Source organism: Serinicoccus shuyuelongi (genome assembly GCF_045032955.1).
Taxonomy (GTDB): Bacteria; Actinomycetota; Actinomycetes; order Actinomycetales; family Dermatophilaceae; genus Ornithinicoccus.
This window is the reverse complement of record NZ_JBJFZU010000006.1, coordinates 252,719-278,471: the sequence shown is the minus strand read 5'-3', so window position 1 is coordinate 278,471 and position 25,753 is coordinate 252,719. Positions and strand designations below refer to the sequence as shown.

The 25,753-nt window shown below is 70.7% G+C and carries 24 protein-coding genes; 17 read left to right on the top strand and 7 right to left on the bottom strand.

The annotated features are described in order from the left end of the window. Window positions 1–796 (top strand): IS3 family transposase (locus ACI3EY_RS10485; RefSeq protein WP_405040375.1); only part of this gene is annotated, 796 nt, incomplete at its 5' end. 157 nt (window positions 797–953) lie between these two features. Then, window positions 954–1,529 (top strand): 1-acyl-sn-glycerol-3-phosphate acyltransferase, encoded by a 576-nt coding sequence (locus tag ACI3EY_RS10480; protein WP_405040374.1) that lies wholly within the window; start codon window positions 954–956, stop codon window positions 1,527–1,529. A gap of 94 nt (window positions 1,530–1,623) precedes the next feature. On the opposite strand, the gene ACI3EY_RS10475 is transcribed toward ACI3EY_RS10480, so the two are convergent. Beyond that, window positions 1,624–2,064 carry an HAD family hydrolase gene (locus ACI3EY_RS10475; RefSeq protein ID WP_405040378.1) on the bottom strand — a complete coding sequence of 147 codons (441 nt, stop codon included), beginning with the start codon at window positions 2,062–2,064 and terminating at the stop codon, window positions 1,624–1,626. 24 nt (window positions 2,065–2,088) lie between these two features. Between ACI3EY_RS10475 and ACI3EY_RS10470 the strand changes: the two genes are divergently transcribed. Continuing rightward, on the top strand, window positions 2,089–2,301 hold the full coding sequence (locus tag ACI3EY_RS10470) for a UPF0158 family protein (RefSeq protein WP_405040377.1): 213 nt from the start codon (window positions 2,089–2,091) through the stop codon (window positions 2,299–2,301). A 26-nt stretch (window positions 2,302–2,327) separates the two neighbouring features. Here the strand turns inward: ACI3EY_RS10470 and ACI3EY_RS10465 are convergent, their stop codons facing one another. Together ACI3EY_RS10465 and ACI3EY_RS10460 are read right to left on the bottom strand one after the other, a co-directional pair. Further along, window positions 2,328–2,585, bottom strand: a complete 258-nt coding sequence (locus tag ACI3EY_RS10465; protein ID WP_405040373.1) for a type II toxin-antitoxin system RelE family toxin — start codon at window positions 2,583–2,585, stop codon at window positions 2,328–2,330. Then, window positions 2,585–2,866 carry a type II toxin-antitoxin system Phd/YefM family antitoxin gene (locus ACI3EY_RS10460; RefSeq protein WP_405040372.1) on the bottom strand — a complete coding sequence of 94 codons (282 nt, stop codon included), beginning with the start codon at window positions 2,864–2,866 and terminating at the stop codon, window positions 2,585–2,587. The genes ACI3EY_RS10465 and ACI3EY_RS10460 overlap by 1 nt, the downstream gene beginning before the upstream one ends. 450 nt (window positions 2,867–3,316) lie before the next feature. Between ACI3EY_RS10460 and ACI3EY_RS10455 the strand changes: the two genes are divergently transcribed. From ACI3EY_RS10455 to ACI3EY_RS10425, 7 genes are all read left to right on the top strand, one after another. Further along, window positions 3,317–3,841 carry a DUF2243 domain-containing protein gene (locus ACI3EY_RS10455; RefSeq protein ID WP_405037407.1) on the top strand — a complete coding sequence of 175 codons (525 nt, stop codon included), beginning with the start codon at window positions 3,317–3,319 and terminating at the stop codon, window positions 3,839–3,841. A 10-nt stretch (window positions 3,842–3,851) separates the two neighbouring features. Beyond that, window positions 3,852–4,622, top strand: coding sequence for a cytochrome c oxidase assembly protein (locus ACI3EY_RS10450; RefSeq protein WP_405037408.1), 771 nt, complete (start codon window positions 3,852–3,854; stop codon window positions 4,620–4,622). A 163-nt stretch (window positions 4,623–4,785) separates the two neighbouring features. Further along, complete coding sequence (locus ACI3EY_RS10445) at window positions 4,786–6,528, top strand: purine-cytosine permease family protein (protein WP_405037409.1); 1,743 nt, start codon at window positions 4,786–4,788, stop codon at window positions 6,526–6,528. 101 nt (window positions 6,529–6,629) lie between these two features. After that, entirely contained in the window at window positions 6,630–8,039 is a 1,410-nt protein-coding gene (locus ACI3EY_RS10440; protein WP_405040371.1) for a 3' terminal RNA ribose 2'-O-methyltransferase Hen1, read from the top strand. Then, window positions 8,032–10,554 carry a polynucleotide kinase-phosphatase gene (locus ACI3EY_RS10435; protein WP_405040370.1) on the top strand — a complete coding sequence of 841 codons (2,523 nt, stop codon included), beginning with the start codon at window positions 8,032–8,034 and terminating at the stop codon, window positions 10,552–10,554. The genes ACI3EY_RS10440 and ACI3EY_RS10435 overlap by 8 nt, the downstream gene beginning before the upstream one ends. 211 nt (window positions 10,555–10,765) lie before the next feature. Next, complete coding sequence (locus ACI3EY_RS10430; protein ID WP_405040369.1) at window positions 10,766–12,925, top strand: DEAD/DEAH box helicase; 2,160 nt, start codon at window positions 10,766–10,768, stop codon at window positions 12,923–12,925. A 64-nt stretch (window positions 12,926–12,989) separates the two neighbouring features. Continuing rightward, complete coding sequence (locus ACI3EY_RS10425; protein WP_405040368.1) at window positions 12,990–13,952, top strand: ATP-grasp domain-containing protein; 963 nt, start codon at window positions 12,990–12,992, stop codon at window positions 13,950–13,952. A gap of 104 nt (window positions 13,953–14,056) precedes the next feature. On the opposite strand, the gene ACI3EY_RS10420 is transcribed toward ACI3EY_RS10425, so the two are convergent. The 3 genes from ACI3EY_RS10420 to trxA form a co-directional block, all read right to left on the bottom strand. Next, window positions 14,057–14,812, bottom strand: a complete 756-nt coding sequence (locus tag ACI3EY_RS10420; RefSeq protein WP_405040367.1) for a CHRD domain-containing protein — start codon at window positions 14,810–14,812, stop codon at window positions 14,057–14,059. Between the two features lie 310 nt (window positions 14,813–15,122). Continuing rightward, on the bottom strand, window positions 15,123–16,790 hold the full coding sequence (locus tag ACI3EY_RS10415; protein ID WP_405040366.1) for an alpha/beta hydrolase: 1,668 nt from the start codon (window positions 16,788–16,790) through the stop codon (window positions 15,123–15,125). A gap of 132 nt (window positions 16,791–16,922) precedes the next feature. Further along, window positions 16,923–17,306: a thioredoxin gene (gene trxA, locus ACI3EY_RS10410; RefSeq protein WP_405040365.1), complete on the bottom strand. Its 384-nt coding sequence runs from the start codon at window positions 17,304–17,306 to the stop codon at window positions 16,923–16,925. Window positions 17,307–17,375: 69 nt separating this feature from the next. On the opposite strand from trxA, the gene ACI3EY_RS10405 reads away from it, so the two are divergent. The 7 genes from ACI3EY_RS10405 to ACI3EY_RS10375 all read left to right on the top strand — a co-directional run bounded on the left by ACI3EY_RS10405 (window position 17,376) and on the right by ACI3EY_RS10375 (window position 25,009). Next, window positions 17,376–19,004 carry an ABC transporter substrate-binding protein gene (locus ACI3EY_RS10405; protein WP_405040364.1) on the top strand — a complete coding sequence of 543 codons (1,629 nt, stop codon included), beginning with the start codon at window positions 17,376–17,378 and terminating at the stop codon, window positions 19,002–19,004. Beyond that, entirely contained in the window at window positions 18,983–20,032 is a 1,050-nt protein-coding gene (locus ACI3EY_RS10400) for an ABC transporter permease (RefSeq protein WP_405040363.1), read from the top strand. The genes ACI3EY_RS10405 and ACI3EY_RS10400 overlap by 22 nt, the downstream gene beginning before the upstream one ends. Then, window positions 20,025–20,900 (top strand): ABC transporter permease, encoded by an 876-nt coding sequence (locus ACI3EY_RS10395; RefSeq protein ID WP_405037418.1) that lies wholly within the window; start codon window positions 20,025–20,027, stop codon window positions 20,898–20,900. Before ACI3EY_RS10400 ends, ACI3EY_RS10395 begins: the two co-directional genes overlap by 8 nt. Then, window positions 20,897–22,501: an ABC transporter ATP-binding protein gene (locus ACI3EY_RS10390; RefSeq protein WP_405040362.1), complete on the top strand. Its 1,605-nt coding sequence runs from the start codon at window positions 20,897–20,899 to the stop codon at window positions 22,499–22,501. The genes ACI3EY_RS10395 and ACI3EY_RS10390 overlap by 4 nt, the downstream gene beginning before the upstream one ends. Window positions 22,502–22,590: 89 nt before the next feature. Continuing rightward, window positions 22,591–24,012: an NAD-dependent malic enzyme gene (locus ACI3EY_RS10385; RefSeq protein WP_405037420.1), complete on the top strand. Its 1,422-nt coding sequence runs from the start codon at window positions 22,591–22,593 to the stop codon at window positions 24,010–24,012. A 44-nt stretch (window positions 24,013–24,056) separates the two neighbouring features. Beyond that, window positions 24,057–24,422 carry a hypothetical protein gene (locus ACI3EY_RS10380; RefSeq protein WP_405040361.1) on the top strand — a complete coding sequence of 122 codons (366 nt, stop codon included), beginning with the start codon at window positions 24,057–24,059 and terminating at the stop codon, window positions 24,420–24,422. After that, window positions 24,422–25,009 (top strand): YqgE/AlgH family protein, encoded by a 588-nt coding sequence (locus ACI3EY_RS10375; protein ID WP_405037422.1) that lies wholly within the window; start codon window positions 24,422–24,424, stop codon window positions 25,007–25,009. Before ACI3EY_RS10380 ends, ACI3EY_RS10375 begins: the two co-directional genes overlap by 1 nt. Window positions 25,010–25,309: 300 nt before the next feature. Here the strand turns inward: ACI3EY_RS10375 and ACI3EY_RS10370 are convergent, their stop codons facing one another. Next, entirely contained in the window at window positions 25,310–25,666 is a 357-nt protein-coding gene (locus ACI3EY_RS10370; protein ID WP_405040360.1) for a DUF3039 domain-containing protein, read from the bottom strand. Between the last annotated feature and the right edge of the window lie 87 nt (window positions 25,667–25,753).

Sequence of the window (25,753 nt, the reverse complement as noted above, 5' to 3'; positions counted from 1 at the left end):
CCCGGTCACCGACGCCGACCTCGCGGCGGCGTACCGCGCGGACGCCCTGTTCAACGCCCACCGCGACGACCCTGAGTTCGGGTACCGGTTCCTGGTGGACGAGGCCGCTGAGGCGGGCCAGCTGATGGCGACGCGGACTGCGTGGCGTTTGTGCTCGGACAACGGCTGGTGGTCCGCCTTCGGTAAGAAGCGGGGCAAGAACGGGAGGAAGCCCGGCCCGCCGGTGCATGAGGACCGGTGCGCTGTGATCGATGAGTTGGGCCGGACCCGGCACGAGTTCACCGCCGACGCTGCGAACGAGTTGTGGGTCGGGGACATCACGGAACATTGGACTGGTGAAGGGAAGCTCTATGTCTGCGCGTTCAAGGACGTGTACTCCAACCGGATCGTGGGCTACTCCATCGACTCCAGGATGAAGTCGCGGATCGCCGTCACCGCACTGAACAATGCCGTCGCCCGGCGCGGTGACGTCACCGGGTGCGTGGTTCACACCGATCGAGGATCGCAATTTCGTAGCAGGAAGTTCGTCCACGCTCTCAACCACCACAGCATGGTCGGATCCATGGGCAGGGTCGGCGCCGCGGGCGACAACGCCGCCATGGAATCCTTCTTCGCCCTGCTGCAGAAGAACGTCCTGAACCGCGGCCCCTGGGCCACCCGCCACGGCCTGCGGATCGCGATCGTGACCTGGATCGAGCGGACCTACCACCGCCGCCGACGACAAGCCGCTCTTGGCCGGTTGACCCCCATCGAGTACGAGACCATCATGACGACACCAGCCGACCAGGCTGCGTGACTAACCACTGTCACCTATCGGTGCAGCAGTCCCAGGTGTCACCATCCGGTGCAGCAGTCCCGGATGATAGGGATCCTCTGTGGAAGGGAGCTTTCCTGACGCGTCAGGATGAACGCCGCAGAGCTCTCGCGAGGCGGTCAGCCACTACCGTATGCCCATGCTTCGACCCCTTGTGGCTCGCGCTTTCTGGTCGCTCAGCCGCTGGAAACTGTCCACCACCCCTGCACCAGAGCGGCCTACGGTGCTCGTCGGTGCACCCCATACCTCAAACTGGGACTTCGTCCTCATGCTGGGGATCACCTGGCGCCTGGGCATGGACATCCGGTGGCTGGGCAAGCAGAGCCTCTTCACGGGCTGGCGTGGCCCGCTGATGCGTGCGCTCGGGGGCATCCCCGTCGACCGGGCGAACGCGAGCAGCGTCGTCGACGAGGTCATCGAGCGCGTCCGGTCGGGCGAGGTCTTCGGCCTCGTGGTCACACCCGATGGAACCAGGGGAGGGCACACCCACTGGAAGTCAGGCTTCTACCGCATCGCCCGCGAGAGCGGTATGCCCGTGACGCTCGGCTATGTCGACCGCACCACGATGACGACAGGTCTGGGTCCGACCCTGGAGATGACCGGAGACGTCAGCGCCGACATGGACCGCATCCGCGCGTTCTATGCCGACAAGGCAGGTGCCCGCCCCGACCGGCGCGTCGAGCCCCAGCTGCGCGAGGAGGCGCGTGGCCTGTAACGGACTACCCGGTTCGCCCTACACAGAATCTTTCGCGTCACGACGGTTTTGCCCCCGCGTTCAATGAGCCACGTGGGAGAGTCCCGGAGCGTCGTCAGCTCCCGGCAAGGAGTGCTGCGGCCGTGTGCAGTTGAGGTTCATCACCAGCGAGCGGGATCAGGAGGCTGGTCATGCCGGCGTGCACGGCGCCGCCGTCCGTGTGCGGGGTATCTCCCACGAACAGGCACTCGCTGGCAGCGACCGCCAGGCGGTCCGCGGCGAGCCGGAAGATGCGCGGGTCGGGCCTGACGAGACCCTCCTCGAAGTTCAGGACCACGGTGTCGAAGTAGGCCAGCAGGCCCAGGTCGCCCAAGCGTGGCCGCAGGTCGATCCCCGTGTTGGACAGGAGCCCAACTCGACAGCCACGTGCCCGCAGGCACTGAAGGAGATCGACGGCGCCCGGGACGGGCACCCACTGCTCGGGCATCGTGTCGTAGAGGGTCTTTGCGAGCGTCGGGGTGCACTGCGCCTCGCGTGTGAGGACATCCTCGAACACGGCACGGTGCAATGAAGGGTCCAGATCCCACCTCGTATCCGTCTGGCCGAGGTACTGACCACTGCCATCAGCGGGGATGGTGCCTTCCGCCGGTTCAAGGACGCGCTGGCACCCCACCCGGAAGCCGCTGATCGCTGGTATGCCTTCAGCGAAGACCGCGTCCGAGGCCGTGCTCGGGCATGGCTAGCAGCCGAGGGCTACATGCCATCTCCCGGGCGACACCCGTCACCGCTCTGACCTCCGCACCGTCGCCAGGCGAGACGTCACCGGTAGACGTCCGCGCGGTGCTCGATCGCGGTGACGGTGACTCGCGCGTCGATCCGGTAGATGATCCGGTAGTCGCCGCGGCGCGCGATAAGGAGCCCTTCCAGGTTGAGTCGCAACGCCTTGCCGACGCGTTGCGACTTGCCGGCCAGCGGGCCGTAGATGACCTCGATGGCCGCCGTAGCGACCTTCTCAGGCAGGCGCCGCAGCGCACGCTTGGCCGCGGGGGTCCACGCGACCTCGTACGCGTCAGCCATCAGTCGCGAAGCGTCGCGAGGATCTCTTCCTTGCCCAAGACCTCGGCTTCACCAGCGGCAAGCTCGGTGAGACTGTCCCGGACCTGCGAGATGAGCTTGGGCCGGCTCATGGCCTCCAAGGTTTCTTCCAGAGAAGCCAAATCATCCGTGCTGATCACGACTGCCGCCGGCTTGCCGTGGCGGGTGATGACGACCCTGTCGTGCTCGCGCTCAACCTGGTCTACGACCTCGGACAGGCGGTTCTTCACATCCCGCAGGGCCATGGCAGCGTCCACACTCATAGCCACAAGTGTAGCCACATTCTCTCTGCCGTCAGCGGCCATCCGAAGCCAGACGAGGACCTCACGCAGATGCGAGAGCGTAGGGACAACGACGTCCTGGTGTGACCCGCCCTTCAGTCACATCGTCACCAGCGCTCGCACAGGCGTGGCGCCGAGCCGGCAAGAAACTGTCACAGTACTGACACAACAGAGCGAGACTCTGCGAAACCGCAGGTCAGGGGAGTGGCGAGGAGATTCCCGCCACCTCCACCCACGTGTCTCACGGTGTGCGCGTCGTCTCACGTCAACCCCCAGATTCCGCACAACGGCGCGGATCCGTGGGTGTGCGGCCGGACGGGAGTGGTCACACCTGTGCTCAGATGAGACCGGCAGCGTGTGGGTCACGGGGACGACGTCGGGCACCGGAAGTCCAGCGAGCCGGGCCCTGTCCGGCCATCTAGTCTCGGGCAGATGACCGACCCCGGGACCTTCTCCTCCCCGCTGGACCGTCGCCTGCTCACCTCAGGCGTGCTGTTCGGTATCGGTGTCGCGGCGTTCGTGGACGAAGTGGTCTTCCACCAGCTCTTGCACTGGCACCACTTCTACGACCTGTCAACGACGCGCGTCGGACTCGTCTCCGATGGCGTCCTGCACGCCTTCGGGTGGTTCGCGACCGTCGCGGGCCTGTTCCTTCTCGCCGACGTGCGCCGCCGACGCGGGCCCGGTATCCCGCGCTGGTGGCCGGCGGTCCTGGTCGGCGCCGGGGGCTTCCAGCTCTTCGACGGCATCCTGGTGCACAAGGTGCTCCGCGTGCACCAGGTTCGCTACGAGGTCGTGCCGGCCGGGGTTGCCGGGCCGGGTCCGCATCAACCGGTCGACGATCTCCTGGTCTACGACGTCGCCTGGCTCGCCTCCGGGGCCCTCCCGCTCGTCGTCGGGCTGGTGGCGTGGCGCCTTGCCACGCGGAAGAGTGATGCCCGCCGTGCACCAGACTGAGACAGGGGCCGTGGTCGACGTCACCAGCAGCGTCATCGGCGCTGCTCTGCTGCTGTTCCTGATGTCATATCTCGGGGTCCTGGTCCTCGGCCGTCGACGCGGGCGCTCGTGGCCCCTGTGGCGCACCATGTGTGCCGTTGCCGGCGTCCTAGCCTGTCTTGTGGCGCTGGGACCGCTGGGAGCTGCCGGGCACCACGACTTCGTGGCCCACATGTGGGGGCACCTGCTGCTGGGGATGCTGGGTCCGCTGCTCCTGGTCCTCGCGTCACCCGTCACCGCAGCTCTGCGAGGGCTCCCCGTCCCGGTGGCCCGGCAGCTCACGGCACTGCTCGGCACGATGGCCGTGCGTGTCCTGAGCCACCCCGCGGTGGCAGCGGTGCTGAATATCGGTGGACTATGGCTGCTGTACACCACGGCCGCGCAGACCTGGATGCACTCCTCGACGCTAGGTCACCTCCTCATCCACCTGCACGTCCTGCTGGCCGGATGGTTGTTCACCGCAGCCGTCCTGCAGGTCGACCCCACGCCGCATCCGGTCAGCCATGCTGCGCGCGCCGTCGTGCTCGTCGCGTTCCTGGCTCTGCATGCGATCCTGTCCAAGCACCTCTACGCCCACCCGCCGGAGGGAGTAGAGGCAGCCGAGGCCCGGGCCGGCGCACAGGTCATGTACTACGGCGGCGACTACATCGACCTCGCCCTCATCGTGCTCTTCTGCCTGGACTGGTACCGGCGCACAGCTCCCCGGGCTCAGACGCGAGGGGGCTGGGCGCCCGCCTCCTGAGGCACTCCCGTCACAGGTCGGGCCGGTAACCGAACCACACCACGCCGGTGGCGCGAACCCGACGAACCAGGTTGCTGGTCCCACGACCGCGTGTAACCCTCACCAGGTCGTCCATACCTGATGTGTTCGACGCTGTGGAGAACTCATCTGGGGAGGGACGAAGATGTCCAACGATGCTGCAACCGACATCGATGAACAGATCAGGGAGATGGACGCCGAGCAGTTGCCTGCCGGCCAGCACGAGACGCACCGACCGGGACATTTCGCGGGGCTCTACGCCGCCGAGAACGTGGCCGGGACAGAGTTCATCTTCGGTGCGACCTTCGTCATCCTGGGAGCATCCCTCGTCGATGTCCTCATCGGCCTGGCGATCGGCAACCTGCTGGCGGTGCTGAGCTTCCGCTTCTTGGCGGCGCCCATCGCCGTGGGCACACGGATGAGCGTCTACACCTACCTGGAACGTGTGGCCGGCGGGGTGCCGTCCAAGCTCTTCAACGGTGTGAACGCCTTCTTGTTCGCGCTCATCTCCGCGGCCATGATCACGGTGTCAGCCACCGCCTTCAACCTCGTCCTCGATTTCGAGCCGCAGACCGAGGCCTTTCCCACGAGCCTGAGCTTCATCATCCTCGCGGCGGCCATCGGTTGCGTCGCCGTCCTCGTCGCCGCTTTCGGTTTCAACGCTCTCGCCGAGTTCGCCAGCATCTGCGCGCCGTGGTTGATGACCATGTTCGCCGTCGGCGGTCTCGTCATGCTCCCTGCGGTCGCTCAGACGGCCACCGGGTCCACCGTCGTCGACGGGTGGAGCGGGTTCCTGGAGATCGGTGGGAGCGAGGTGTTCACCGGTGAGACCCCCGACGGGGCGGCGGGCATCACGCTGCTCGGGATCATCGGGTACTCCTGGGGAGCCAACAGCTTCGCGCACACCGGCCTGATCGACATGTCCCTGCTGCGCTACGCCAAGAAGAGCTGGTACGGATACATGTCCGCCACCGGGATGTTCCTGGGCCACTACATGGCATGGATCTCAGCGGGGTTCATGGGCGCTGCCGCAGCCACGATCGTGCAGATCAGCATTGTGGACATCGAGCCCGGAAACGTGGCGTTCACCGCCTTGAGCTACACCGGGCTGGTCGTGGTGGTGGTCGCGGGCTGGACCACGGCCAACGCCAACCTGTACCGCTCCGGGCTGGCAGCGCAGGGGGTCGTCACCTCCCTGTCACGGAAGAAGGCGACCCTGATCATCGGCGTGATCGTGCTGGTGGCCAGCATCTTCCCCTTCATCTATCGCAACTACCTGCTCTTCGTGACGTATGCCGGGATCACGCTGGTGCCGATCGGCGGCATCCTCTTCGCCTCCTACTGGATCCTGCCGCGACTCGGCATGACGGTGTTCTGGGCGCGCTACAAGAACGTCATGAACACCCCCGCACTGCTGACCTGGGGCATCACCCTGGGGCTGGCAGCAGCCTCGGTGGCCCTCGACCTGATGCCGGTGTACTTCGCCTTCGTGCCTGCCTTCGCGCTCAGCATCGTCCTCTACGTCCTCCTGGCGAAGAGGATGGGCGCGGCGGAGAGTTACCCCGAAGGTGAGGCCGACGACAGGGTGTTCGCCGAGCGGGTGCAGGCCTATCATGAGACGCAGGCCGCCCCCGATGTCGATACCCAGGACCGCAGCACGCTCAGCCGTGTCCTCAGGGTCGTCTGGATCGTGGACCTCGTCGCGGTATTCGCGATGGCCCTGGTCGTGCTCCTGTCCAGCCCGGACGTCTCGGCCTACGAGTCCCGGCAGGCGCTGTTCTACTGGGTCGCGTCCGTGGGAACCGTCATCTACTTCGTCACCGCCTACTGGGAGCTGCGTCGCCGGAAGGCGCACGCCAAGGACGTCCTGGCGCAGCACGCCGGCTAGCGACCGACAGCCGCCACGTCATCTCTCGGCCTGTTCGTGCAGGCCGAGAGATGACATACCGGCTGATGGTGGACCGGCCGGTGCTCGTGCAGACTGGGCGGATGCTCCTGACCGTGGCGACGACGCACCGGCCGGCGACCGATCTGGGTTACCTGCTGCACAAGCACCCCGACCGCGTCCAACGTTTCGACCAGTCGTTCGGCACCGCCACGGTCTTCTACCCCGAGGCGAGCGAGGAGAGGTGCACCGCCGCCCTCATGCTCGAGGTCGACCCGGTCCGTCTCGCACGCTCCCGCAGGAAGGGCTCCCCGGACTTCAGCCTGGCGCAGTACGTCAACGACCGTCCGTATGCCGCCTCCTCCTTGTTCGCCGTGTCGATGGGGCAGGTCTTCAGCACCGCTCGCAGCGGGCGCTGCGACTCCCGCCAGGACCTGGCGGACACGCCGATCCCGCTCGAGGTCACCATCCCGGTGCTGCCGTGCCGTGGGGGACCGGGCATCGCGCACCGCTTCTTCGAACCCCTGGGATGGACCGTCGAGGCCGAGGCCCTCCCGCTGGACGACACCTTCCCCGAGTGGGGCGACTCACGGTACGTCCGGCTGCGCATCACCGGCACCGTGCGCCTGGCCGACGCGCTGAACCAGCTGCACGTCCTGCTGCCGGTGCTGGACGAGTCCAAGCACTACTGGCAGGGACCCGACGAGGTCGACAAGCTGATGCGCTCCGGGGAGGGCTGGCTGCCGACCCACCCGGAGCGGGACCTGATCACCCGCCGTTACCTCGGACGTGCCGGTGCCCTGCGCCGGGTGGCGCTGGCGCGCCTGGCCGAGCTCGGCGACGACCTGGACGAGGTGGAGCCGGCGGCGGAGGAAGAGGTACGGCAGCCGGACGAGAAGCGCGTCCCGCTCAACGCGCAGCGTCATGCCGCTGTCCACCAGGTTCTGCTCGATGCGCAGGTGCGGTCGGTCATCGACCTCGGCTGTGGCTCCGGGCAGTTCCTGGAGCGCCTCGTCGGGACGTCGGCCTTCACCCGGGTGGCAGGCGCCGACGTGTCGGCGCGGTCCGTTCAGCAGGCCGCCGCGCGTGTCCGGCTGGAGCAGATGAGTGAGCGTCAGGCAGAGCGCGTCCACCTGTTCCAGGGCGCTCTCACCTATGAGGACGACCGGTTCGGCGGCTTCGACGCCGCCGTCCTGATGGAGGTCGTCGAGCACGTCGACCCCTCCCGGCTGGAGGCGGTGGAGCGGGTGGTCTGGGGCACCGCCCGGCCCGACCTGGTCGTCGTGACGACCCCCAACAGCGAGTACAACATCCTGTACGACGAGCTCGACGGCCCACGCCACCCGGACCATCGTTTCGAGTGGACCCGTGGCGAGTTCTCCGACTGGACCCAGCGCGTGGCCTCCACCTACGGCTACGCCGTGGAGCAGCGCGGCATCGGCGAGAGCGACACCGACCACGGTCAGCCCACCCAGATGGCCCTCTTCACCCGGAAGGAGAAGCAGGATGACTGAGGTCGCGCAGGAGCGTCCGATCACCGTCCCGGCCATGGGCCTGGTCGTCCTGGTCGGTGTCTCGGGCAGCGGCAAGTCGACATTCGCCCGCACCCATTTCGCACCGACCGAGGTCCTCTCCAGCGACTTCTGCCGGGGTCTGGTCGCCGACGACGAGAACGACCAGACGGCCACGCCCGACGCCTTCGACGTGCTGCACTACATCGTCGGAACGCGGTTGCGTCGCGGTCTGCTCACGGTGGTCGACGCCACGAACGTGCAACGAGGCGCGCGCGCCGCGCTCGTCAGCCTCGCCAAGAGTCAGGACGTCCTGGTGGACGCGCTCGTGCTGGACTTGCCCGAGACGGTGGCGGCCCAACGCAACGAGGCACGCCCGGATCGTGACTTCGGCCGTCACGTCGTCACCCGGCAGCACCGGGACCTGCAGCGGTCCCTGGGCAAGCTGACCAAGGAGGGCTTCCGCCGGGTCCACGTCCTGCGTGGGAGCGAGCAGATCGACGCGGCGCGGATCGTGCGCGAGCGCCCGTGGAACGACCGGACCGAGCTGCACGGCCCCTTCGACGTCATCGGCGACGTCCACGGCTGCGCCTCCGAGCTGCGGACACTGCTCTCCCGGCTGGGGTGGACCCTGGCCCTGGACGAGACCGGCGTCGCCGTCGGCGCGTCCCACCCGGAGGGGCGGCAGGCCGTCTTCGTCGGTGACCTGGTGGACCGGGGACCGGACACGGTCGGTGTGCTGCGTCTGGTCATGGGCATGGTGGCGTCCGGCGACGCGCTCTGCGTGTCCGGCAACCACGAGGCCAAGCTGCTGCGGGCCCTGCGTGGCTCGAAGGTCACCGTCTCGCACGGGCTGGCCGAGTCCCTCGCCCAGCTGGAGCAGGAGCCTGCGGAGTTCCGGTCCCGTACCCAGGCCTTCCTGGACGGGCTCATCAGCCACTACGTCCTCGACGACGGACGGCTGGTCGTCGCCCACGCCGGGTTGAAGGAGGCATACCACGGCCGCTCCTCCGGGCGGGTCCGCGCGTTCGCCCTCTACGGCGACACCACCGGGGAGACCGACGAGTTCGGGCTACCCGTGCGCTACCCCTGGGCGCAGGAGTACCGCGGCCGCGCCACGGTCGTCTACGGGCATACCCCGGTCCCCACGGCGGAGTGGGTCAACAACACCATCTGCCTGGACACCGGCGTCGTCTTCGGTGGCGAGCTCACCGCGCTGCGCTATCCAGAACGGGAGGTCGTGTCGGTCCCGGCGGAGCAGGAGTGGTACGAGCCGGTCCGACCGCTCGCCCCGGCGGTCCGCGACCGGGAGCCCTCGGTGCTGCGCATCGACGACGTGGCCGGCACCCGGTGGCTGCAGACCACGCACGCCGGCAAGGTCAAGGTCCCGGAGGAGAACGCTGCTGCCGCCCTGGAGGTGATGAGCCGGTTCGCCGTCGACCCGCGGTGGCTGATCTACCTGCCGCCCACCATGTCGCCGGTCGCCACCTCGTCGAGGGAAGGTTTCCTGGAGCACCCGGAGCAGGCCTTCGAGGAGTATGCCGGGTGGGGCGTCACGCGGGTGGTGTGCGAGGAGAAGCACATGGGCTCGCGCGCCATCGCGGTCGTCGCCCGGGACGCCGAGACCGCCGAGCGGCGCTTCGGCGTGGGTGACGGCACCAGCGGCGCGATCTACACCCGCACCGGCCGCCCGTTCTTCCCCGGCAGCGGTGAGCTGCTCGACCGTCTCCGGCACGCGGTCGTGCCGTTGTTCGAGTCGTTGGAGACGGACTGGGTGGCCCTCGACTGCGAGCTGCTCCCGTGGTCTGTCAAGGCGCTGGACCTCATCCAGACCCAGTACGCCTCCGTCGGGGCGGCCGCGAGCCACGCCTTGCCTGAGGCCCTCAGGCTCCTGGAGAGCGCTGCCGCGCGTGGCCTGGACGTCGGCGACCTGACCCGCGACACCGGACGTCGCCTCGCCAACGCCGAGAAGTTCCGGGCCGCCTACGCCGCCCACGTCTCCCCGGCCCAGGGCCTGGGCGGCGTCACGCTGGCTCCCTTCCAGGTCCTCGCCGCTGAAGGGCAAGCGCTGGCGGTGACCCGTCCCCACGAGTGGCACCTTCGCGCGCTCGCCGCCCTGCGCGGCGACCTCATCACGCCGACCCGCCACCGCTTCGTCGACCTCGCCTCCGGTCAGGACCGCGATGCCGCGACCCGGTGGTGGGAGGAGCTGACGGCGGGCGGGGGAGAGGGGATGGTCGTCAAGCCGGCCCACCTCACCGACGCCTCGGTCCAGCCCGGCCTCAAGGTGCGGGGACGGGAGTACCTGCGCATCGTGTACGGGCCCGACTACACGGACTCGCTGCCGCTGCTCCGCGACCGGAACCTCGGCCGGAAGCGACAGCTGGCCCGACGCGAGCACGGGTTGGGGCTGGAAGCGCTCACCGACGTCGTCGACCAGGCGCCCCTCTGGAAGGTGCACCAGTCGGTCTTCGCCGTCCTGGCCCTCGAGTCCGAGCCCGTCGACCCCAGGCTCTGACGACGCGCGCCTCTGCGAGCCGTGCGCCGAGCACCGCCGGCACGCGGTACGCTGGGTACTGTCATTGTGGTTGGTCCCGTTCGTCGCGTCGATCTCGTGAAGATCCGCTGGACCAGTCTGCACCCGGGGGGCGGCCTCCAGCCGTGACCGCCCGGGCGTCCGTCGGCCGCCGCGGCTGCGGTGCCGGCTCCGTCCCGTCGCCGGTGAATGCATGATCGTTTCCGAGGAGGAGCCCGTGGCTCGAGGAGCCCAGCGTCAGAACGGCGCACGCACGCGCACCCAGCGGCGACCCCGTCATGACAACGACGGCATCATCCCGGTGCTGGCCCAGGTCGTCCGCGAGGTCGAGTCCACGGTCCAGCGTGGACGGACGGTGCCGGCGACCCGGACGAAGTTCCAGGTGGTCGCCCTCCTGATGCGTGAGGAACGTGCCCGGGTCAAGGCGGACGAGACGAAGCCCGGAGCCCGCCGCGTCGAGGAGCTGAAGCGGCTGGACGGTATCGCCACCATCCTGGCCACGACCGCCGCCCGTGACACCTCGCTGCTGGGACTCCTCGCTGACGACGCGGTCATCTCCGACCGGGCGCGTGCGCTGCGCCGTGAGCTCCTGGAGGCGGCCGGCATCGAGGTGCCGGACGAGCCCGTCCAGGAGCCCGTGCCCGTCGAGCCCACACCGGCCGACCAGCGCCAGGTGGTGCCCCAGTCGGTGGTGTCCCGACAGCTCGCCAACCCCTTCCTGGCACCCGACTTCTCCGCCGTCGCCAAGCTCACCGCGGCACCCCGCAGGCTCGCCGGGTGGGAGCTCATCCAGCCGCTGCTGAGGTCCTTCGAGGCCGGCGGCTCACTGTCCTGCATGGACCTGCCGGCGCCGCGCGCCACCCGGGCGGGCGGGCGGCTGGACGTGATGCCGCACCAGGCGAAGATGGTCGCGGCAGCGGCCGAGGGCCACCGGACGTTCCTGCTCGCCGACGAGCCCGGTCTGGGCAAGACCGCGCAGGCCCTGCTGGCCGCCAAGGCGGCGAACGCCTACCCCCTGCTCGTCGTCGTGCCCAACGTCGTGAAGATGAACTGGGCGCGCGAGGCCGAGCTGTGGACGCCGAACCACCCCGCGACGGTGGTCCACGGGGACGGCGACACGATCGACGGCTTCGCCGACATCATCATCGTCAACTACGAGGTGCTCGACCGGCACGTGGGCTGGCTCGGCGACCTGGGTCTGCGCGGGATGGTGGTCGACGAGGCGCACTACATCAAGAACCGGAAGTCGCAGCGGTCCCAGCACGTCCTGCAGCTCTCCCGTCGCATCCGCACCCGGGTCGGTGACCCGCTGCTGATGGCGCTCACCGGCACGCCGCTGATCAACGACATCGAGGACTTCACGGCGATCTGGCAGTTCCTCGGCTGGATCGACGAGGCGAAGCCGGTCGGCGAGCTGATGGAGGCGCTCGAGGAGATCGGCCTGACCCCGGCCGACCGCGGCTTCTCCGCCGCCGCCCGCGCGGCCGTCATCAACCGGGGCATCGTGCGGCGCCGCAAGGTGGACGTTGCCACCGACCTGCCGGCCCGCCGGGTTGCCGACGTCCCCGTCGAGATCGACGGCGAGGCCGGCCGATCCATCCGCGCCGCCGAGCAGAGCCTGGCCCGTCGTCTCGTCACCCGCTACGAGCGGGCGCTGGAGGCACGTCCCGAACGAGCCGGCGACGGCATCGATCGCGACCTGGTGCGCCAGGTGGCCGCCCGGGAACGGGCGAGCAAGGCCGCCAAGGCCTCCGAGGAGAACGTCTTCACCATGATGCGACGCATCGGGCAGGCGAAGGCCGGCCTGGCGGCCGACTACGCCGCGCAGCTCGCCCGCAGCGCAGGCAAGGTCGTCTTCTTCGCCAAGCACATCGATGTCATGGACACCGCCGAGGCGACGTTCGCCCAGCGCGGCATCCGGTATGCCTCCATCCGCGGCGACCAGAGCGCCTCGGCCCGGCAGAAGCAGATCGACGCGTTCACCCACGACCCGGACGTCGCCGTCGTCGTCTGCTCGCTGACGGCCGCAGGCGTCGGCATCAACCTCCAGGTCGCCTCCAACATGGTGCTGGCGGAGCTGTCGTGGACCGATGCCGAGCAGACCCAGGCCATCGACCGCATCCACCGCATCGGCCAGGAGGAGCCGGTCACCGCCTGGCGGATCATCGCCGCGCAGACCCTCGACTCCAGGATCGCCGAGCTCATCGACAGCAAGGCGGGCCTCGCCGCGCGGGCGCTCGACGGCGCTGACGACGAGATCCCCGACTCCGCCGACGTGCAGCTCGAGGCGCTCGTCACGCTGCTCGAGGACGCCCTGGAGGAACGGGTCAGCAGCTCGTTCCTCGGGTCCTGAGCGACCCTGTGCCGCCGACGGGCCACAGGGTCGACCCGGGGCCAGGAACGTAGGGTGGGCAGGTATGACCACCCCCACGATCTATGCGCTGCACGAGAACCCCGAGTGGTTCCCGCCGTTCGCTGAGGCGCTGGCCGCCGAAGGTCTGCACGTCGAGGAGTGGCTGCTCACCGACGGGGTGCTCGACCTGGGCTCGGCACCGCCCGAAGGGGTCTTCTGGTCACGGATCAGCGCCTCCTCGCACACCCGGGGGCACGACCTGTCCAAGGACTACAGCCGGGCGGTGCTGTCCTGGCTTGAGTCGTACGGACGTCGCACGGTCAACGGCCGACAGGTCCTGGAGCTGGAGATGAGCAAGGTCGACCAGCTCGCGCGCCTGCGGGCGGCCGGCATCGACACCCCGCACACTGTCGCCGCCGTCGGTCGCCAGCACGTGGCCGTCGCCGCAGACTCCGTCCCGGCGCCCTTCGTGACCAAGCACAACCAGGGCGGTAAGGGGCTCGGGGTGCGCAAGTTCGACAGCCACGCCGAGCTGCGCCGGTACGTCGACTCCGACGAGTTCGAGGAGCCGCAGGACGGGATCACCCTCATCCAGGAGTACGTGCAACCGGCCCGCCCGAGCATCACCCGCGTCGAGATCGTCGGGGGTGAGTTCATCTACGCCATCGAGGCCGACACCGCCCGCGGCGGGTTCCAGCTCTGCCCGGCCGACGCCTGTGCGATCGACCCCGAGACCGGTCGACCGGTGATGCCGCCCGGGGCCACCGTGGCACCGGAGATCGGACAGCAGCTCTTCTCGCTGCGCCAGGGGTTCGACCACCCGATCATCGAGGCATACCTGGCCTTCGCGCGGGACAACGACCTCGAGGTCTGCGGGATCGAGTTCATCGAGTCGGTGGACGGCCGGATCCTGACCTACGACGTCAACACGAACACCAACTACAACGCGGCCGTCGAGCAGTTGGCGCCGCGGTCCGCGCCCCGGGCGCTCGCGGCCTACCTGAGGTCGGTCGCCGAGAGCCTGTGAGGGGCGTCGACGGCTGAGACTGCCCGGGTCGGACGGGACCTGGACGTCGGGCAGCGCGGGGTATGCCCGGCTGCCCGACGTCCTCGGTCATCAGCTGTTCTCGATCAGCTCTGGTCGGCGTTGCGACGACGGGCCAGGATCAGCGCGCCACCGGCGAGGGCGACACCACCGGCCGCGGCGAGCGCCAGGTTCTGGCCGCCGACAGCGGCCTCACCCGTGCCGACGCCGCCACCGGGCATCTCACCCATCTGCGCAGCCTGGAGGACGCCGCACAGGGCGGGGTCGGTGGCCTCACCGGGCAGCGAGGGGTCCAGGTCGGACGCACCGCGATCACCCTCGTCGTAGGCGCCGCTGCCGTCGTGGTCGACACCGTGCACGACGACGACTGCCTCGCCGGCCATCAGTGCGTCGGCCGTCTCCTGGTCGACCTCGACTCCCTCGCGGCCGTAGCTGACGGCGTCACCGACGCCGAAGCGGTCGATGGCCAGGCCGGAGTCCGGGCTGGTGTCACCCTCGGTGGTCAGCGAGACCTTGATTCCACCGTAGGCGGGGCCGCCCTCGGTGGTGGTCAGGAAGCCGTCCCCGTCGGCGTCGTCCTCGGCGGTCGGGCAGGCGTTGCGGGCGTCCGGCCCGTAGTGGATGTGCGCGGCGTGCGGCGCGTCCGCCAGCAGCCCCTCGTAGGCGAGGGCGAAGGTCACCGTGGTGCCGTCCACCTCCAGCAGTGCCGCACCGGAGCCCGGGGCGTCGTTCAGCGGGACGGGCAGCAGCTCGGCGGCGGCCGCACCGGGCTCGGAGGTGGACGCCAGGGCAGGGGCCCCGGCGAGCAGCACCAGCGCGGCGCCGGCGGCAGGAACGGCCATGAGTGTGCGTGAGAATTTCATCGGGACATCCTTTTCGATCAGTCCGCCGGCAGGGATTCGTGTCACCGTCGGACAATGTCGGCCCCACGACGTCGTGGGGCCGCGTCCATGAATTCTGGACCACGTGGGACCGTGGTCAGGAGGTGTATCCCGGTGGGAGAACACCCTGGCTGGCGCAAGGATTCTGATGAATCCACGACGACCTTCATGGTGGGCTCATACAATCACAGAACGAGACAAAATTCTGGTGAAAGCGGTACGGATCACCGAGCGGTGACGATCATTTCTTGTCACCGGCCCAGGAACGGTCCTACCGGGACCGGATCGCCTCGATGACGGGTCCGACGTCGGTGCCCTCGGCGCCGAGCACCGCGGCCCAGGCGGTGACCACGTCGTCGTGGTAGATGTGCCCGTGTCCCTGCTGGGTGGAGTTGCCCACCGCCTGGTCGGTGGTCACCTGCCAGAAGGTCACCAGCGGGAGCCAGCGGACCTCGGGGTTGACGTCCGTGCCGGCCCGTTCGCTGATCCAGTCCGGACGGGACAGCAGGAGGTCACCGTCCCAGCGCGAGATCGGGTCAGAGGCGTGCTGCAGGTAGGCGATGCGGGGCTCCTCCCACTCGCCCAGCGGGCGACCGTAGAGGTCGGCCTCCAGGTCCTCGGCGCGGGTGGCGAACCGCAGGTGGCGCCCGTTGTCGACCACCGGCGCCACCTCCGGCGACCCCTGCTGACGCTCGTCGGTGATGGTGCGCCACAGCGGGGTGAACGCGGGCGTCCCGACCCACACCCCGCCGTCGACGTCGGCCAGCATCTGCTCGGCGTCGGCGAAGGCGCCATGACCGCCGAAGGAGCCCAGCGACTCGCCCGCGACCATCAGCTGCGGGCGGTCGTCGGCGGGGAGGGACAGCACCTCGGTCTGCACGCGGTCGAAGAGCGCCCGGGCGGCCCGCGGCGAGGACACCCGGTCCGAGATCAGCGCCAGCGGGCTGGGCAGGTAGGAGTACTGCATCGCGGCGATCGCGCTGTCGCCACCGGTGAGGTACTCCACCGACTGGGCGGACCACTCGTTGACCCACCCGGTGCCGGTGGTGAAGTACACGACCAGCACCGATCGCTCGAAGGCCCCGGTGCGGCGCAGCTCGTCCACCACCCGGTCGGCGGCCTCGTCGATGCTCCCGGAGGTCTCCAGACCGGCATACACCCTGACCGGCTCGACGGCCGGCGCGCCGGTGACCCGGGTGATCCGGGCGGCGTCCGGACCGCCGGCCACGAAGACCTGGCCCTCCTGCCCGAGCGACTCCCAGGCCACGCCCGAGCCCGGGCCTCCGGAGCGACCGTCCGTGGTCGGCGGCGTGAACCCCTCGCGGACCTGCGCGTTGATCTCGTAGAAGCGCTCACCGAGCGCCTGGCTGACCCGGGAGACGAGCACGGCGTCGGTGAGCGCCACGGTCGTCGTGGCGACCACCAGGGCGCCGGCCGTCACCGCCACCCAGCGGGGCACCGCACGGGGGAGGTGTCGGGCGACCGCCTCGGACGCCCTGCGCAGCACCCGCGCCACGGCGATGCACGCCGCGGCGACCACGATCGCCAGCCCCAGCGCCAGCACCGGGTGCCACCAGGGCGGGGGCGGCATCAGGACGAGCCGGGCCGTGGTCCGCTGCTCCGCCAGCGCCCAAAGTCCGTAGGCCAGAAAGGCGAGCCCGAGGAGGACGGCAACGCCGATCCGGACGGCCCGGGTGGCCCGCACGGTGATCCCGACGCTGACCTCGGCCAGCGTGGCCACCTCCCGGACCAGCCGGACGACCAGCACCGTGACCAGGTAGACGAGCGCCCCGGTGATCCCGGCGGCGGCACCTTGCAGGGGCCAGGTCCGCGGCAGCAGGCTGGGGGAGAAGGAGGCGGCGACGGCGAGCCCGCCGAGCACCGCACCCCAGGGTGACAGGTCGGCCCGAGCTGCTCGGGCCAGGGCCCCGACGGACATGGGGCGAGTATGGCAGGACCGGCGGTACGGGGGTCGGTGCGTGCGGGTATACCGACCGGTGTGCACGAACGGTGTGACACATCCGTCATCGCGACGACGGAGGTGTCACACCGTTCCTGCACAGGCTCCAGGTCAGGCCTGGGCGTTCTCCTCCGAGGTCTCCTCGGCGGCGATCTTGGCCCGGACCTCGTCCATGTCCAGCTCCTTCACCTGCTCGATGACCGACTCCAGCTCACGCGCGGGCAGGGCACCGGCCTGGCGGAACACGAGCACGCCCTCCTTGAAGGCCATGATCGTCGGGATCGAGGAGATCCCGGCGCCCTGGGCGAGCGCCTGCTGGTCCTCGGTGTCGACCTTGCCGAAGACGACGTCCTCGTGCTTGCCCGAGACGTCGGAGTAGGTGGGGGCGAACATCTTGCACGGGCCGCACCACTCGGCCCACCAGTCCACCAGCACGATGTCGTTGCCGGTGACGGTCTGCTCGAAGGTGTCGGCGGTCAGGTCTACTGTGCTCATGGTGGGTCCAACGTCATCGAGGCCGCTCCTTCTTCCAGGCGTCTTCGACCGCCCTGATAGCGTCTTCACATGCGAACGATTCGCACTCATGCGTCCCGTCCCCGCCCCCTGACCCTGATCTCCACCGGCGTCCTCGCGCTCGCGGTCGCCGGATGCACCGATCCGACCATCGAGGACACCTCCGCAGACCCCGGCGCCTCGACCAGTGGCACCACCGGCGCCGAGGACGTCATCGTGGCCAGTGCCAGCGACCCCGACACCTTCAACCCCGTCCTCGGGTATGCCCGGTGGGGCGACGGCAAGGTCTCCGAGGGTCTCGTCGCACTCACCGACGACCTGACCGTGGAGCCGCTGCTCGCCGACGCCCCGCCGGAGGTCTCGGAGGACGGCCTCACCTACACGGTGGGGCTGCAGCAGGACGTGCTCTTCCACGACGGCACCGAGCTCGACGCGCAGGACGTGGTGGCCACCTACCAGGCGGCGGTCGACCCGGAGAACGCCTCACCGGTGGCGGCCGACCTCACCGCGATGGAGCAGGTGGAGGCCGTCGACGAGCACACCGTCCGGTTCACCCTGGAGGCGCCGCAGTCCTCGTTCGTGACCGCCATGGTGCTCGGCATCGTCCCCGCGGAGACCGTGCGGGACCTCGACGCGGAGACCGCCCCGCCCGGCACCGGGCCCTACCGGATGGAGAGCTACCGGCCGGGGGAGCGCCTGGTGCTCGAGGCGAACGAGGACTACTGGGGTGAGCAACCGCAGGTGCAGCGGGCCACCTTCGTCTTCGTGGACGACGACGCCTCACGCGCGGCCCGCGTCGCCTCGGGGGAGGTCGACGCCGCGATCCTGCCCACGCAGGCTTTGGACCGCTTCGAGTCCGACCCCGACTGGGAGGTGGTCCGCCGGGACACCGCGGACTTCCGTGCCCTGGTGATGCCGGAGTCCGACCCGGTCGCCGGTGACCCGGCGATCCGCCGCGCCCTGCACACCGGGATCGACCGGCAGGCCCTGGTCGACGGCGCGCTCGCCGGTGCCGGGCGACCCGCCTACGGGCCTATCCCGCCGGAGGCCCCGGAGTACTCCGAGGTCGTCGAGACCGGGACCGACGTCGCGGGTGCCGAGGATCTCCTGGACGAGGCGGGCTGGGTGGTCGGCGACGACGGTGTCCGGTCCAAGGACGGGCGCCGTGCGGCGTTCGTCCTGATGTTCCCGGCCGGTGACACGCTGCGCCAGAACGTCGCCCTCGAGGTCCAGGCGCAGGCTGACGCACTGGGCATCGAGGTCGAGACCGAGGGCCTGAGCTGGGAGGCCATCGAGCCCAGGATGAGCGAGGACGCCGTCGTCTACGGCAGCGGCAACCCCTACAACGCGGACCTGTCGACGTACCCGCTGTTCCACTCCTCCCGGGCCTTCCAGGGCTTCGACAACCCCGGCGGGTACGACTCGGCGGAGATGGACGCCGCGCTGGAGGCAGGCCGGGCCGCCCAGGACGACGACGCGCGCGTGCAGGCCTACGCCGACGTCCAGGAGCAGCTGGCGCAGGACCTGCCGTGGGTGTTCCTGGCCTACGTCGAGCACGACTACGTCATCCGCGCCGACACCTGGTCCGGGTATGACGTGCCGCTCGTCGAGCCGCACGAGCACGGGCTGCAGGGGGGCCCGTGGTGGAACCTGCAGGCGTGGACCGGCGGCGCGCGCTGACGGCGGACCGCCGCCCGTCCGAGCGCCCGGAGGCTGCGGCCGGGCCGGGCACCGGGCGCGGGATCGCCCGTCTGGTGCTGGGGCGGGTGCTGCTGATCCCGGTGCTCGTCGCCCTGGTGACCCTGGTGATGTTCGTGCTGGCACAGCGCGCACCCTTCGACCCGGTGCTGGCCGCGCTCGGGGACCGCGCCCTGACCATGGACGGGCCGACCCTGGAGGCGATGCGGGCCGGGATGGCGGACACCTCCGCGGTGCAGCAGTGGACCACCTGGTGGGGCAACGCCCTGCAGGGTGACCTGGGGTCCTCCTCCAGCCAGCGTGCCCCGGTGCTCACCGTGATCGTGGAGAGGCTGCCCTGGACCCTGGGCCTGATGGGGGTGTCCCTGGCGCTCGCGGTGCTGCTCGGGGTCCTGGTCGGGGCGTGGGCGGGCACCCGTCCGGGGTCCCTGGTGGACCGGCTGACCGGTGGCGGGCTGCTCGCCCTGCAGGCCGCGCCGCCGTTCTGGCTGGGTCTGGTCGCGATCTGGGTGCTGGCCGTGTGGTGGGGCTGGCTGCCCACCGGTGGTGCCACCTCACCGCAGGCCACCTCGGTGCGCCCGGGTGACGTGCTCGCGCACGCGGTGCTCCCGGTGCTGGTGCTCGCCCTCTCCCAGCTGCCGTGGTTCGGGCTGGTCGTCCGGGACGCCACCCGGGACGCGCTCGCCGGGAGCGCGGTCCGCGGCGCCTGGGCCCGCGGCATACCTCGGCAGCGGCTGCTGCGCCACCACGCGGTGCGCCCGGCCCTGCTGCCGCTGGTGACGGTGCTGGGGGTGCGGGTGCCCGAGCTGATCACCGGTGCGGTCCTGGTCGAGACCGTCTTCTCCTGGCCGGGGATCGCCAGCGCCACCGTGGAGTCGGCGTTGCGCCTGGACTTCGCGCTGCTGGCCGCGCTGACCGTGCTGACGACCGTGATCGTGGTGCTGGGCAACCTGGCCGCGGACGTGGCCTACCGGCTCGTCGACCCGAGGGTGGGGCAGCAGGATGGCTGAGCCCTGGCGCCAGGTGCGCGACGAGCGGACCCGCCCCTGGTCCACCCTCGGCGCGGACGCGCCCCGCTCGGGTGCGGTGCGGTGGTTCGGCCTGGCGGTGCTGGTGGCGGTGGTGCTGCTGCTCGGCATCGGGGGAGCGGGCGCCCAGCGTGCGGACTTCGCCGGGGCCTTCCAGCCACCGTCCGGGGAGCACCCGTTCGGGACCGACTACGCCGGCCGGGACCTGTTGCGCCGCACCCTGTCCGGGGCCCGGGTGTCCCTCATCGTGGGGCTGGTCGCCGCGGCCACCTCGAGCCTGGTCGGCCTGCTGGTGGGCGGTCTGGCCGGCATGTCCGCGCGGCGCGGTGGGGGCGTCGTGGACGCCCTGCTGATGCGGGTGGTGGACGCGGTCAACGCGCTGCCGCACCTGGTGCTCGGCATCGTCATCGTCGCGATGCTCGGACCCTCCCTGAGCAGCGTCGTCCTCAGCGTCGCGCTCACCCACTGGACCACCACCGCCCGGCTGGTCCGGGCCGAGCTGCTGGCGCTGCAGGGGGCCTCCTTCGTGGAGGCGGCGGTGGGTGCCGGCGCGGGCAGGTGGTGGGTGCTGAGCCGGCACCTGCTCGCGCACGTCCTGGGGCGGGTGCTGCTGGCGACGGTGCTGATGGTGCCGCACGCGATCATGCACGAGTCGGCGCTGAGCTTCCTGGGACTCGGGCTGCCCGACGACCAGGCGTCGCTGGGCACCATCATCGAGCAGTCGCGCACCGCGATCCTGTCCGGCTTCTGGTGGCCGGCGGTGCTGCCCGGGCTGGTCCTGGTGCTGCTCAGCCTGACCGTCTTCCTGCTCGCCGAACGGCTGCGGCCCACCGCCCGGGGACGCTCATGAGCGGGCTGCGGGTGCAGAGGCTGGGGGTGGCGCTGCCGGTCCCCACGCCCGCCACCCCCACCGGGCGTCGCCGGTGGTTGCCCACAGGGCCACCGAGCGTCGCCGGTGGCGACCACCAGGTGGTGCTGGAGCAGGTGGACCTCGAGGTCCGGCGCGGCGAGGTCGTCGTGCTGCTGGGCCCTAGCGGAGCCGGCAAGTCCACCCTGCTCGGCGCACTGCTCGGGCTGCTGCCCCAGGGCGCCCAGGTCCGGGGGTATGCCTGGTGGGACGACGAGGGCGCCGCGTCCGGGCCGGTGGACCTGCTCGACCCCGGTCGCCGTGAGCGGGCCCGGCTGCGCGGTCGCGTCGCGGCCTGGCTCCCGCAGTCGCCGGTCTCCGCGCTCACCCCGGTGCTCAGCGTGCGGCACCACCTCCAGGAGAAGGCGCGCGTGCACGTGCCTTCCGGGCAGGTGCGGGCGAGCGTCGACGCGGCCCTGCGGCGGCACGACGTCGAGCCCGGTTGGCTGCGCCGGCTGCCCTCGCAGCTCTCCGGCGGTCAGGCGCAGCGGGTGTCCAACGCGCTGGCCCTGCTCGGTGACCCCGGGCTGGTCCTGGCCGACGAGCCGACCACCGGGCTGGACCGGGACCGGGCGCGGGCAGCCGGGGCCGAGCTGTCCGTGCTGGCCCACGAGGAGAACCGGGCGGTGCTGGTCGTCACCCACGACCTCGAGCTCGCGGAGCAGGTCGCGGACCGGGTGGTCGAGCTGGACGACGGACGCGCCCGGGACCACGAGGACCTCAGCTCTCGGGACGTGCTCGCCCGGGTCCGGGCTGCCAGCCACGAGCACGCGCCGCACCACCTCGACCCGCACCGCTCCACGCCGCAGGGCCTCGCGCCGCAGCGCGCCACCCCGCAGCGCGCCACCCCGACCTCCTCGCCGGACGCCTCTCCCGGTGCCCGGCGCGGTGGTTCCCAGGACGCGGGCCTGGCCGGTGTCGGGCTGACCCTGCGTCGCGGACGGGGCCGGCTCGTGCGCAGCGACGTCGACATCAGGGTGCGTCCCGACACCACCACCGGGTTGATGGCACCCTCCGGTGCGGGAAAGACGACGCTGCTGCGCACCCTGGCCCTGCTGCACGCACCCTCGGCCGGGCAGGTCCGCCTGGAGGGTCGGGTGGTCCGGGGCACCGGCCACCAGGTGCCGGCCGAGCTGCGTCGCCGTATCGCGTACGTGCCCCAGGACCCGCGGCAGGCGGTGGACCCGCGCTGGCGGTTGGGTCGCACCGTGGCCGAGCCGCTCCGGCTGGCCGGGCGGAGCGTCGACGACGCCTCCGTGCCCCGGTTGCTGGAGCTGGTCGGCCTGGACCCCGAGCTCGCGGACCGCCGCCCCGACGAGGTGTCCGGCGGTCAGCTGCAACGGGTGGTGCTGGCCCGGGCGATCGCGATGGATGCGGACTACCTGCTGCTGGACGAGCCGACCTCGATGGTGGACTCCGGCACCTCGCGCGCGGTCGTCGCGGCGGTCCACGAGCACCAGCACCGGACCGGCTGCGGGGTACTGGTGGCCTCGCACGACGAGGAGCTGCTGCGCACCTGGTGCGACGTGGTGCTCCGCTGGTGACGCCGACCACGGGGGTGCCCGGGACGGGCGGCGCGCCGGGCGGTGTGTCCGCATACCGGTCCGAGGTGCGATAGGGCGACAATGGGGGTATGAGCCCCGTCCCCTCCGTCTCCAACTCCATCACCGTCCGGCTCGAGATGCCGGCTCGCGTGAACGCCGTCTCCGAGATCAGCACCGCCGTCTCCGACGTGGGAGGCATGGTCACCGCGGTCGACATCAGCGACTCCGGCACCGAGCGGCTGCAGGCCGACCTCACGATCGCGACCTACGGCACCGACCACGCCGCCGAGGTCGTCGAGGCGATCGGCGCGGTCGACGGTGTCGAGATCGGCCGGGTCAGCGACCGTACGTTCCTGGCGCACCTGGGGGGCAAGCTCGAGGTCAAGTCCAAGCTGCCGATCCGCAACCGGGACGACCTGTCGCTCGTGTACACCCCCGGCGTGGCGAAGATCTGCCAGGCGATCGCCGAGCGTCCCGAGGACGCGCGCAGCCTGACGATCAAGCGCAACACGGTGGCCGTCGTCACCGACGGCTCGGCGGTGCTCGGGCTCGGGGACATCGGCCCGCTGGCCGCGATGCCGGTGATGGAGGGCAAGGCCGCGCTGTTCAAGCGCTTCGCCGACATCGACGCCTTCCCGATCTGCCTGGACGCGCACGACACCGACGAGATCGTCCGCATCGTCAAGGCCATCTCGCCCGGGTTCGCCGGGATCAACCTGGAGGACATCTCCGCGCCCCGGTGCTTCGACATCGAGGCCCGTCTTCGGCGGGAGCTGGACATCCCGGTCTTCCACGACGACCAGCACGGCACCGCGATCGTGGCGCTCGCGGCGCTGAAGAACTCGCTGCGGGTGGTCCACAAGGAGCTGGGGGCGGTCAAGATCGTCATGTCCGGCGCCGGGGCGGCCGGGTCCGCCATCATCCGGCTGCTGCTCCAGGCGGGTGCCAAGGACGTGATCGTGGCCGACGTCGACGGCATCGTGCACGCGGGCCGTGCGGACGTGGTCCGGGGCGACAACGGCAACCTCGCCTGGATCGCCAGCCAGACCAACCGTGGCCTGGAGACCGGCGGGCTCAAGGACGCGCTGGCCGGCGCCGACGTCTTCATCGGGGTGTCTGCCGGCAACATCCTGACCGGTGACGACATCGCCACGATGAACGAGGACGCCATCGTCTTCGCGATGGCCAACCCGGTGCCCGAGGTCGACCCGGTCGAGGCCGGCAAGCACGCGACCGTTGTCGCGACGGGGCGCAGCGACTTCGCCAACCAGATCAACAACGTGCTGGTCTTCCCGGGGGTGTTCCGCGGGCTGCTCGACGCGGCCAGCGACCACATCGACGACGACATGCTGCTGGCGGCGGCGGAGGCCCTGGCCGACGTGGTCTCGGCCGACGAGCTGAACCCGACCTACATCATCCCCAGCGTCTTCAACCCGCAGGCCACCAAGGCCGTCGCCCAGGCCGTGGAGAAGGCCGCCCGGGCCGCGAAGCAGGACGGGGAGCCGAGCTGACGGGCGGACCTCCCGGGCGGCCGCCCGGTCAGCTGGACCCGATCGTGCTGAGCGGCTGGATGGCGCTGCTGGTATGCCTGTGCATCCAGGGCTACGGCCTCTACACACCGACCGCGCCGGGTCCGGGCGGGGTGGCCGGGCTGGACAAGCTGGGCCACCTGCTGGCCTTCGGGGTTCCCGCCGCCCTGGCCTGGCTGCTGCGGGCCCGGTGGTTGGTGGTGCTGCTGGTGCTGCACGCGCTGGTCAGCGAGCCGTTACAGCATGCTCTGGCCCCGGCGCGGCAGATGGACCCGCTGGATGCCACCGCGAACCTGCTGGGGATCGGCCTCGGGGTGTGGATCGCCGCGACGGCCCTACGTCGGTGGGGTCATAGTGGAGACATGTTGCCGACCGGCGCCCAGGAGCGATGATGCCGACCGAGGGTGCGCGTCGGGCCTCGCAGGAACCCCTGACCGGTCAGCTGCTGGTGGCCACCCCGTTGACCGGGGACCCGTTCGAAGAGTCGGTGGTGCTGGTCCTGCACCACGACGACGAGGGCGCCCACGGCCTCGTGCTGAACCAGCCGATGGATGCGGGCGTCGACGTGGTGCTGCCGGAGTGGCAGCCCTTCGTCACCGACCCCGGCGTCCTCTTCCGTGGCGGTCCGGTCGGACGGGACACCGCGATGGGCCTGGTCAGCGTGCCGGGACACGAACCGGGCGACGCGCCGCTGGGGACGCAGCTGCTCTTCGGCGGGATCGGCCTGGTCGACCTGGACGCGCCCGCCCCGTTGGTGGTCCCGGAGCTGGGGGCGTTCCGGATCTTCGTCGGCTACAGCGGGTGGGGGCCCGGGCAGCTCGAGGGGGAGGTACGCCAGGGCGCCTGGCACGTCGTGCCCCGGGAACCACGGGACCCGTTCCAGGAGAGCACCGACGACATGTGGCGCGAGGTGCTGCTGCGCCAACGTTCGTCGGTGTCGTTCCTGACCACGTTCACGGACAGCCCCGAGCTCAACTGACCGGGCGAGCGTTCTGTTCTGACCGGGCGAGCGTTCTGTTCTGACCGGGCGAGCGTTGTGCATACCGGCATTCCATGACACAGTGCGCGCCCGGTGGTCGCATAACGCGCGCCCGGTCGATGCATAGTGCTCGCCCGGTGGTTACACAACGCGCGCCCGGTCGATGCATAGTGCTCGCCCGGTCGATGCATAGTGCTCGCCCGGTGCGAACACAACGCGCGCCCGGTCGGAAAGGGGGGCGGGCGGGAGAAGGGAGGCAGAGGGGAAGAGCGGCGGGCAGGAAGCGGTGAGGCGGAGGGGTCAGCTCTCGGAGCCGCCGGAGCCCGACCCTCCGCCGGACCCGGATCCCGGACCACCGTCCTGGGGCTCCCGCAGGCCCTGGTAGATCTCCTTGCACGCCGGGCACACCGGGAACTTCTCCGGGTCGCGGCCGGGGATCCAGACCTTGCCGCAGAGCGCGATCACGGGGTTGCCGCTCATCGCGGACTCCATGATCTTCTCCTTGCGCACGTAGTGCGCGAAGCGCTCGTGGTCACCCGGCTCGGAGAGGTCCGGCTCGACCTTGGTGTCCTCCCGCTCCAGCAGCGCGGTGCGGGTGGCCGGGGCGGTCGGGGCCTCGGGGGCGTCCAGCGGCTGGTCTGTCATGCGCACGCTCATGGCCCCAGTCTAGGACCCGCGTCGCCGCCCCGGAGGTATGCCGGGCGGGACCGCGCATACCACGCCCGTCCGTCTCGGGAGGCGAGT

What these genes read in the sequence shown, in the direction of transcription:
- ACI3EY_RS10480 (WP_405040374.1), top strand. Translation starts at nt 954, where the DNA reads ATGCTTCGACCCCTTGTGGCTCGCGCTTTCTGGTCGCTCAGCCGCTGG.
- ACI3EY_RS10465 (WP_405040373.1), bottom strand. Translation starts at nt 2,585, where the DNA reads ATGGCTGACGCGTACGAGGTCGCGTGGACCCCCGCGGCCAAGCGTGCG.
- ACI3EY_RS10460 (WP_405040372.1), bottom strand. Translation starts at nt 2,866, where the DNA reads ATGAGTGTGGACGCTGCCATGGCCCTGCGGGATGTGAAGAACCGCCTG.
- ACI3EY_RS10455 (WP_405037407.1), top strand. Translation starts at nt 3,317, where the DNA reads ATGACCGACCCCGGGACCTTCTCCTCCCCGCTGGACCGTCGCCTGCTC.
- ACI3EY_RS10445 (WP_405037409.1), top strand. Translation starts at nt 4,786, where the DNA reads ATGTCCAACGATGCTGCAACCGACATCGATGAACAGATCAGGGAGATG.
- ACI3EY_RS10440 (WP_405040371.1), top strand. Translation starts at nt 6,630, where the DNA reads ATGCTCCTGACCGTGGCGACGACGCACCGGCCGGCGACCGATCTGGGT.
- ACI3EY_RS10435 (WP_405040370.1), top strand. Translation starts at nt 8,032, where the DNA reads ATGACTGAGGTCGCGCAGGAGCGTCCGATCACCGTCCCGGCCATGGGC.
- ACI3EY_RS10430 (WP_405040369.1), top strand. Translation starts at nt 10,766, where the DNA reads ATGATCGTTTCCGAGGAGGAGCCCGTGGCTCGAGGAGCCCAGCGTCAG.
- ACI3EY_RS10425 (WP_405040368.1), top strand. Translation starts at nt 12,990, where the DNA reads ATGACCACCCCCACGATCTATGCGCTGCACGAGAACCCCGAGTGGTTC.
- ACI3EY_RS10420 (WP_405040367.1), bottom strand. Translation starts at nt 14,812, where the DNA reads ATGGCCGTTCCTGCCGCCGGCGCCGCGCTGGTGCTGCTCGCCGGGGCC.
- ACI3EY_RS10415 (WP_405040366.1), bottom strand. Translation starts at nt 16,790, where the DNA reads ATGTCCGTCGGGGCCCTGGCCCGAGCAGCTCGGGCCGACCTGTCACCC.
- trxA (WP_405040365.1), bottom strand. Translation starts at nt 17,306, where the DNA reads ATGAGCACAGTAGACCTGACCGCCGACACCTTCGAGCAGACCGTCACC.
- ACI3EY_RS10405 (WP_405040364.1), top strand. Translation starts at nt 17,376, where the DNA reads ATGCGAACGATTCGCACTCATGCGTCCCGTCCCCGCCCCCTGACCCTG.
- ACI3EY_RS10395 (WP_405037418.1), top strand. Translation starts at nt 20,025, where the DNA reads ATGGCTGAGCCCTGGCGCCAGGTGCGCGACGAGCGGACCCGCCCCTGG.
- ACI3EY_RS10390 (WP_405040362.1), top strand. Translation starts at nt 20,897, where the DNA reads ATGAGCGGGCTGCGGGTGCAGAGGCTGGGGGTGGCGCTGCCGGTCCCC.
- ACI3EY_RS10385 (WP_405037420.1), top strand. Translation starts at nt 22,591, where the DNA reads ATGAGCCCCGTCCCCTCCGTCTCCAACTCCATCACCGTCCGGCTCGAG.
- ACI3EY_RS10375 (WP_405037422.1), top strand. Translation starts at nt 24,422, where the DNA reads ATGCCGACCGAGGGTGCGCGTCGGGCCTCGCAGGAACCCCTGACCGGT.
- ACI3EY_RS10370 (WP_405040360.1), bottom strand. Translation starts at nt 25,666, where the DNA reads ATGAGCGTGCGCATGACAGACCAGCCGCTGGACGCCCCCGAGGCCCCG.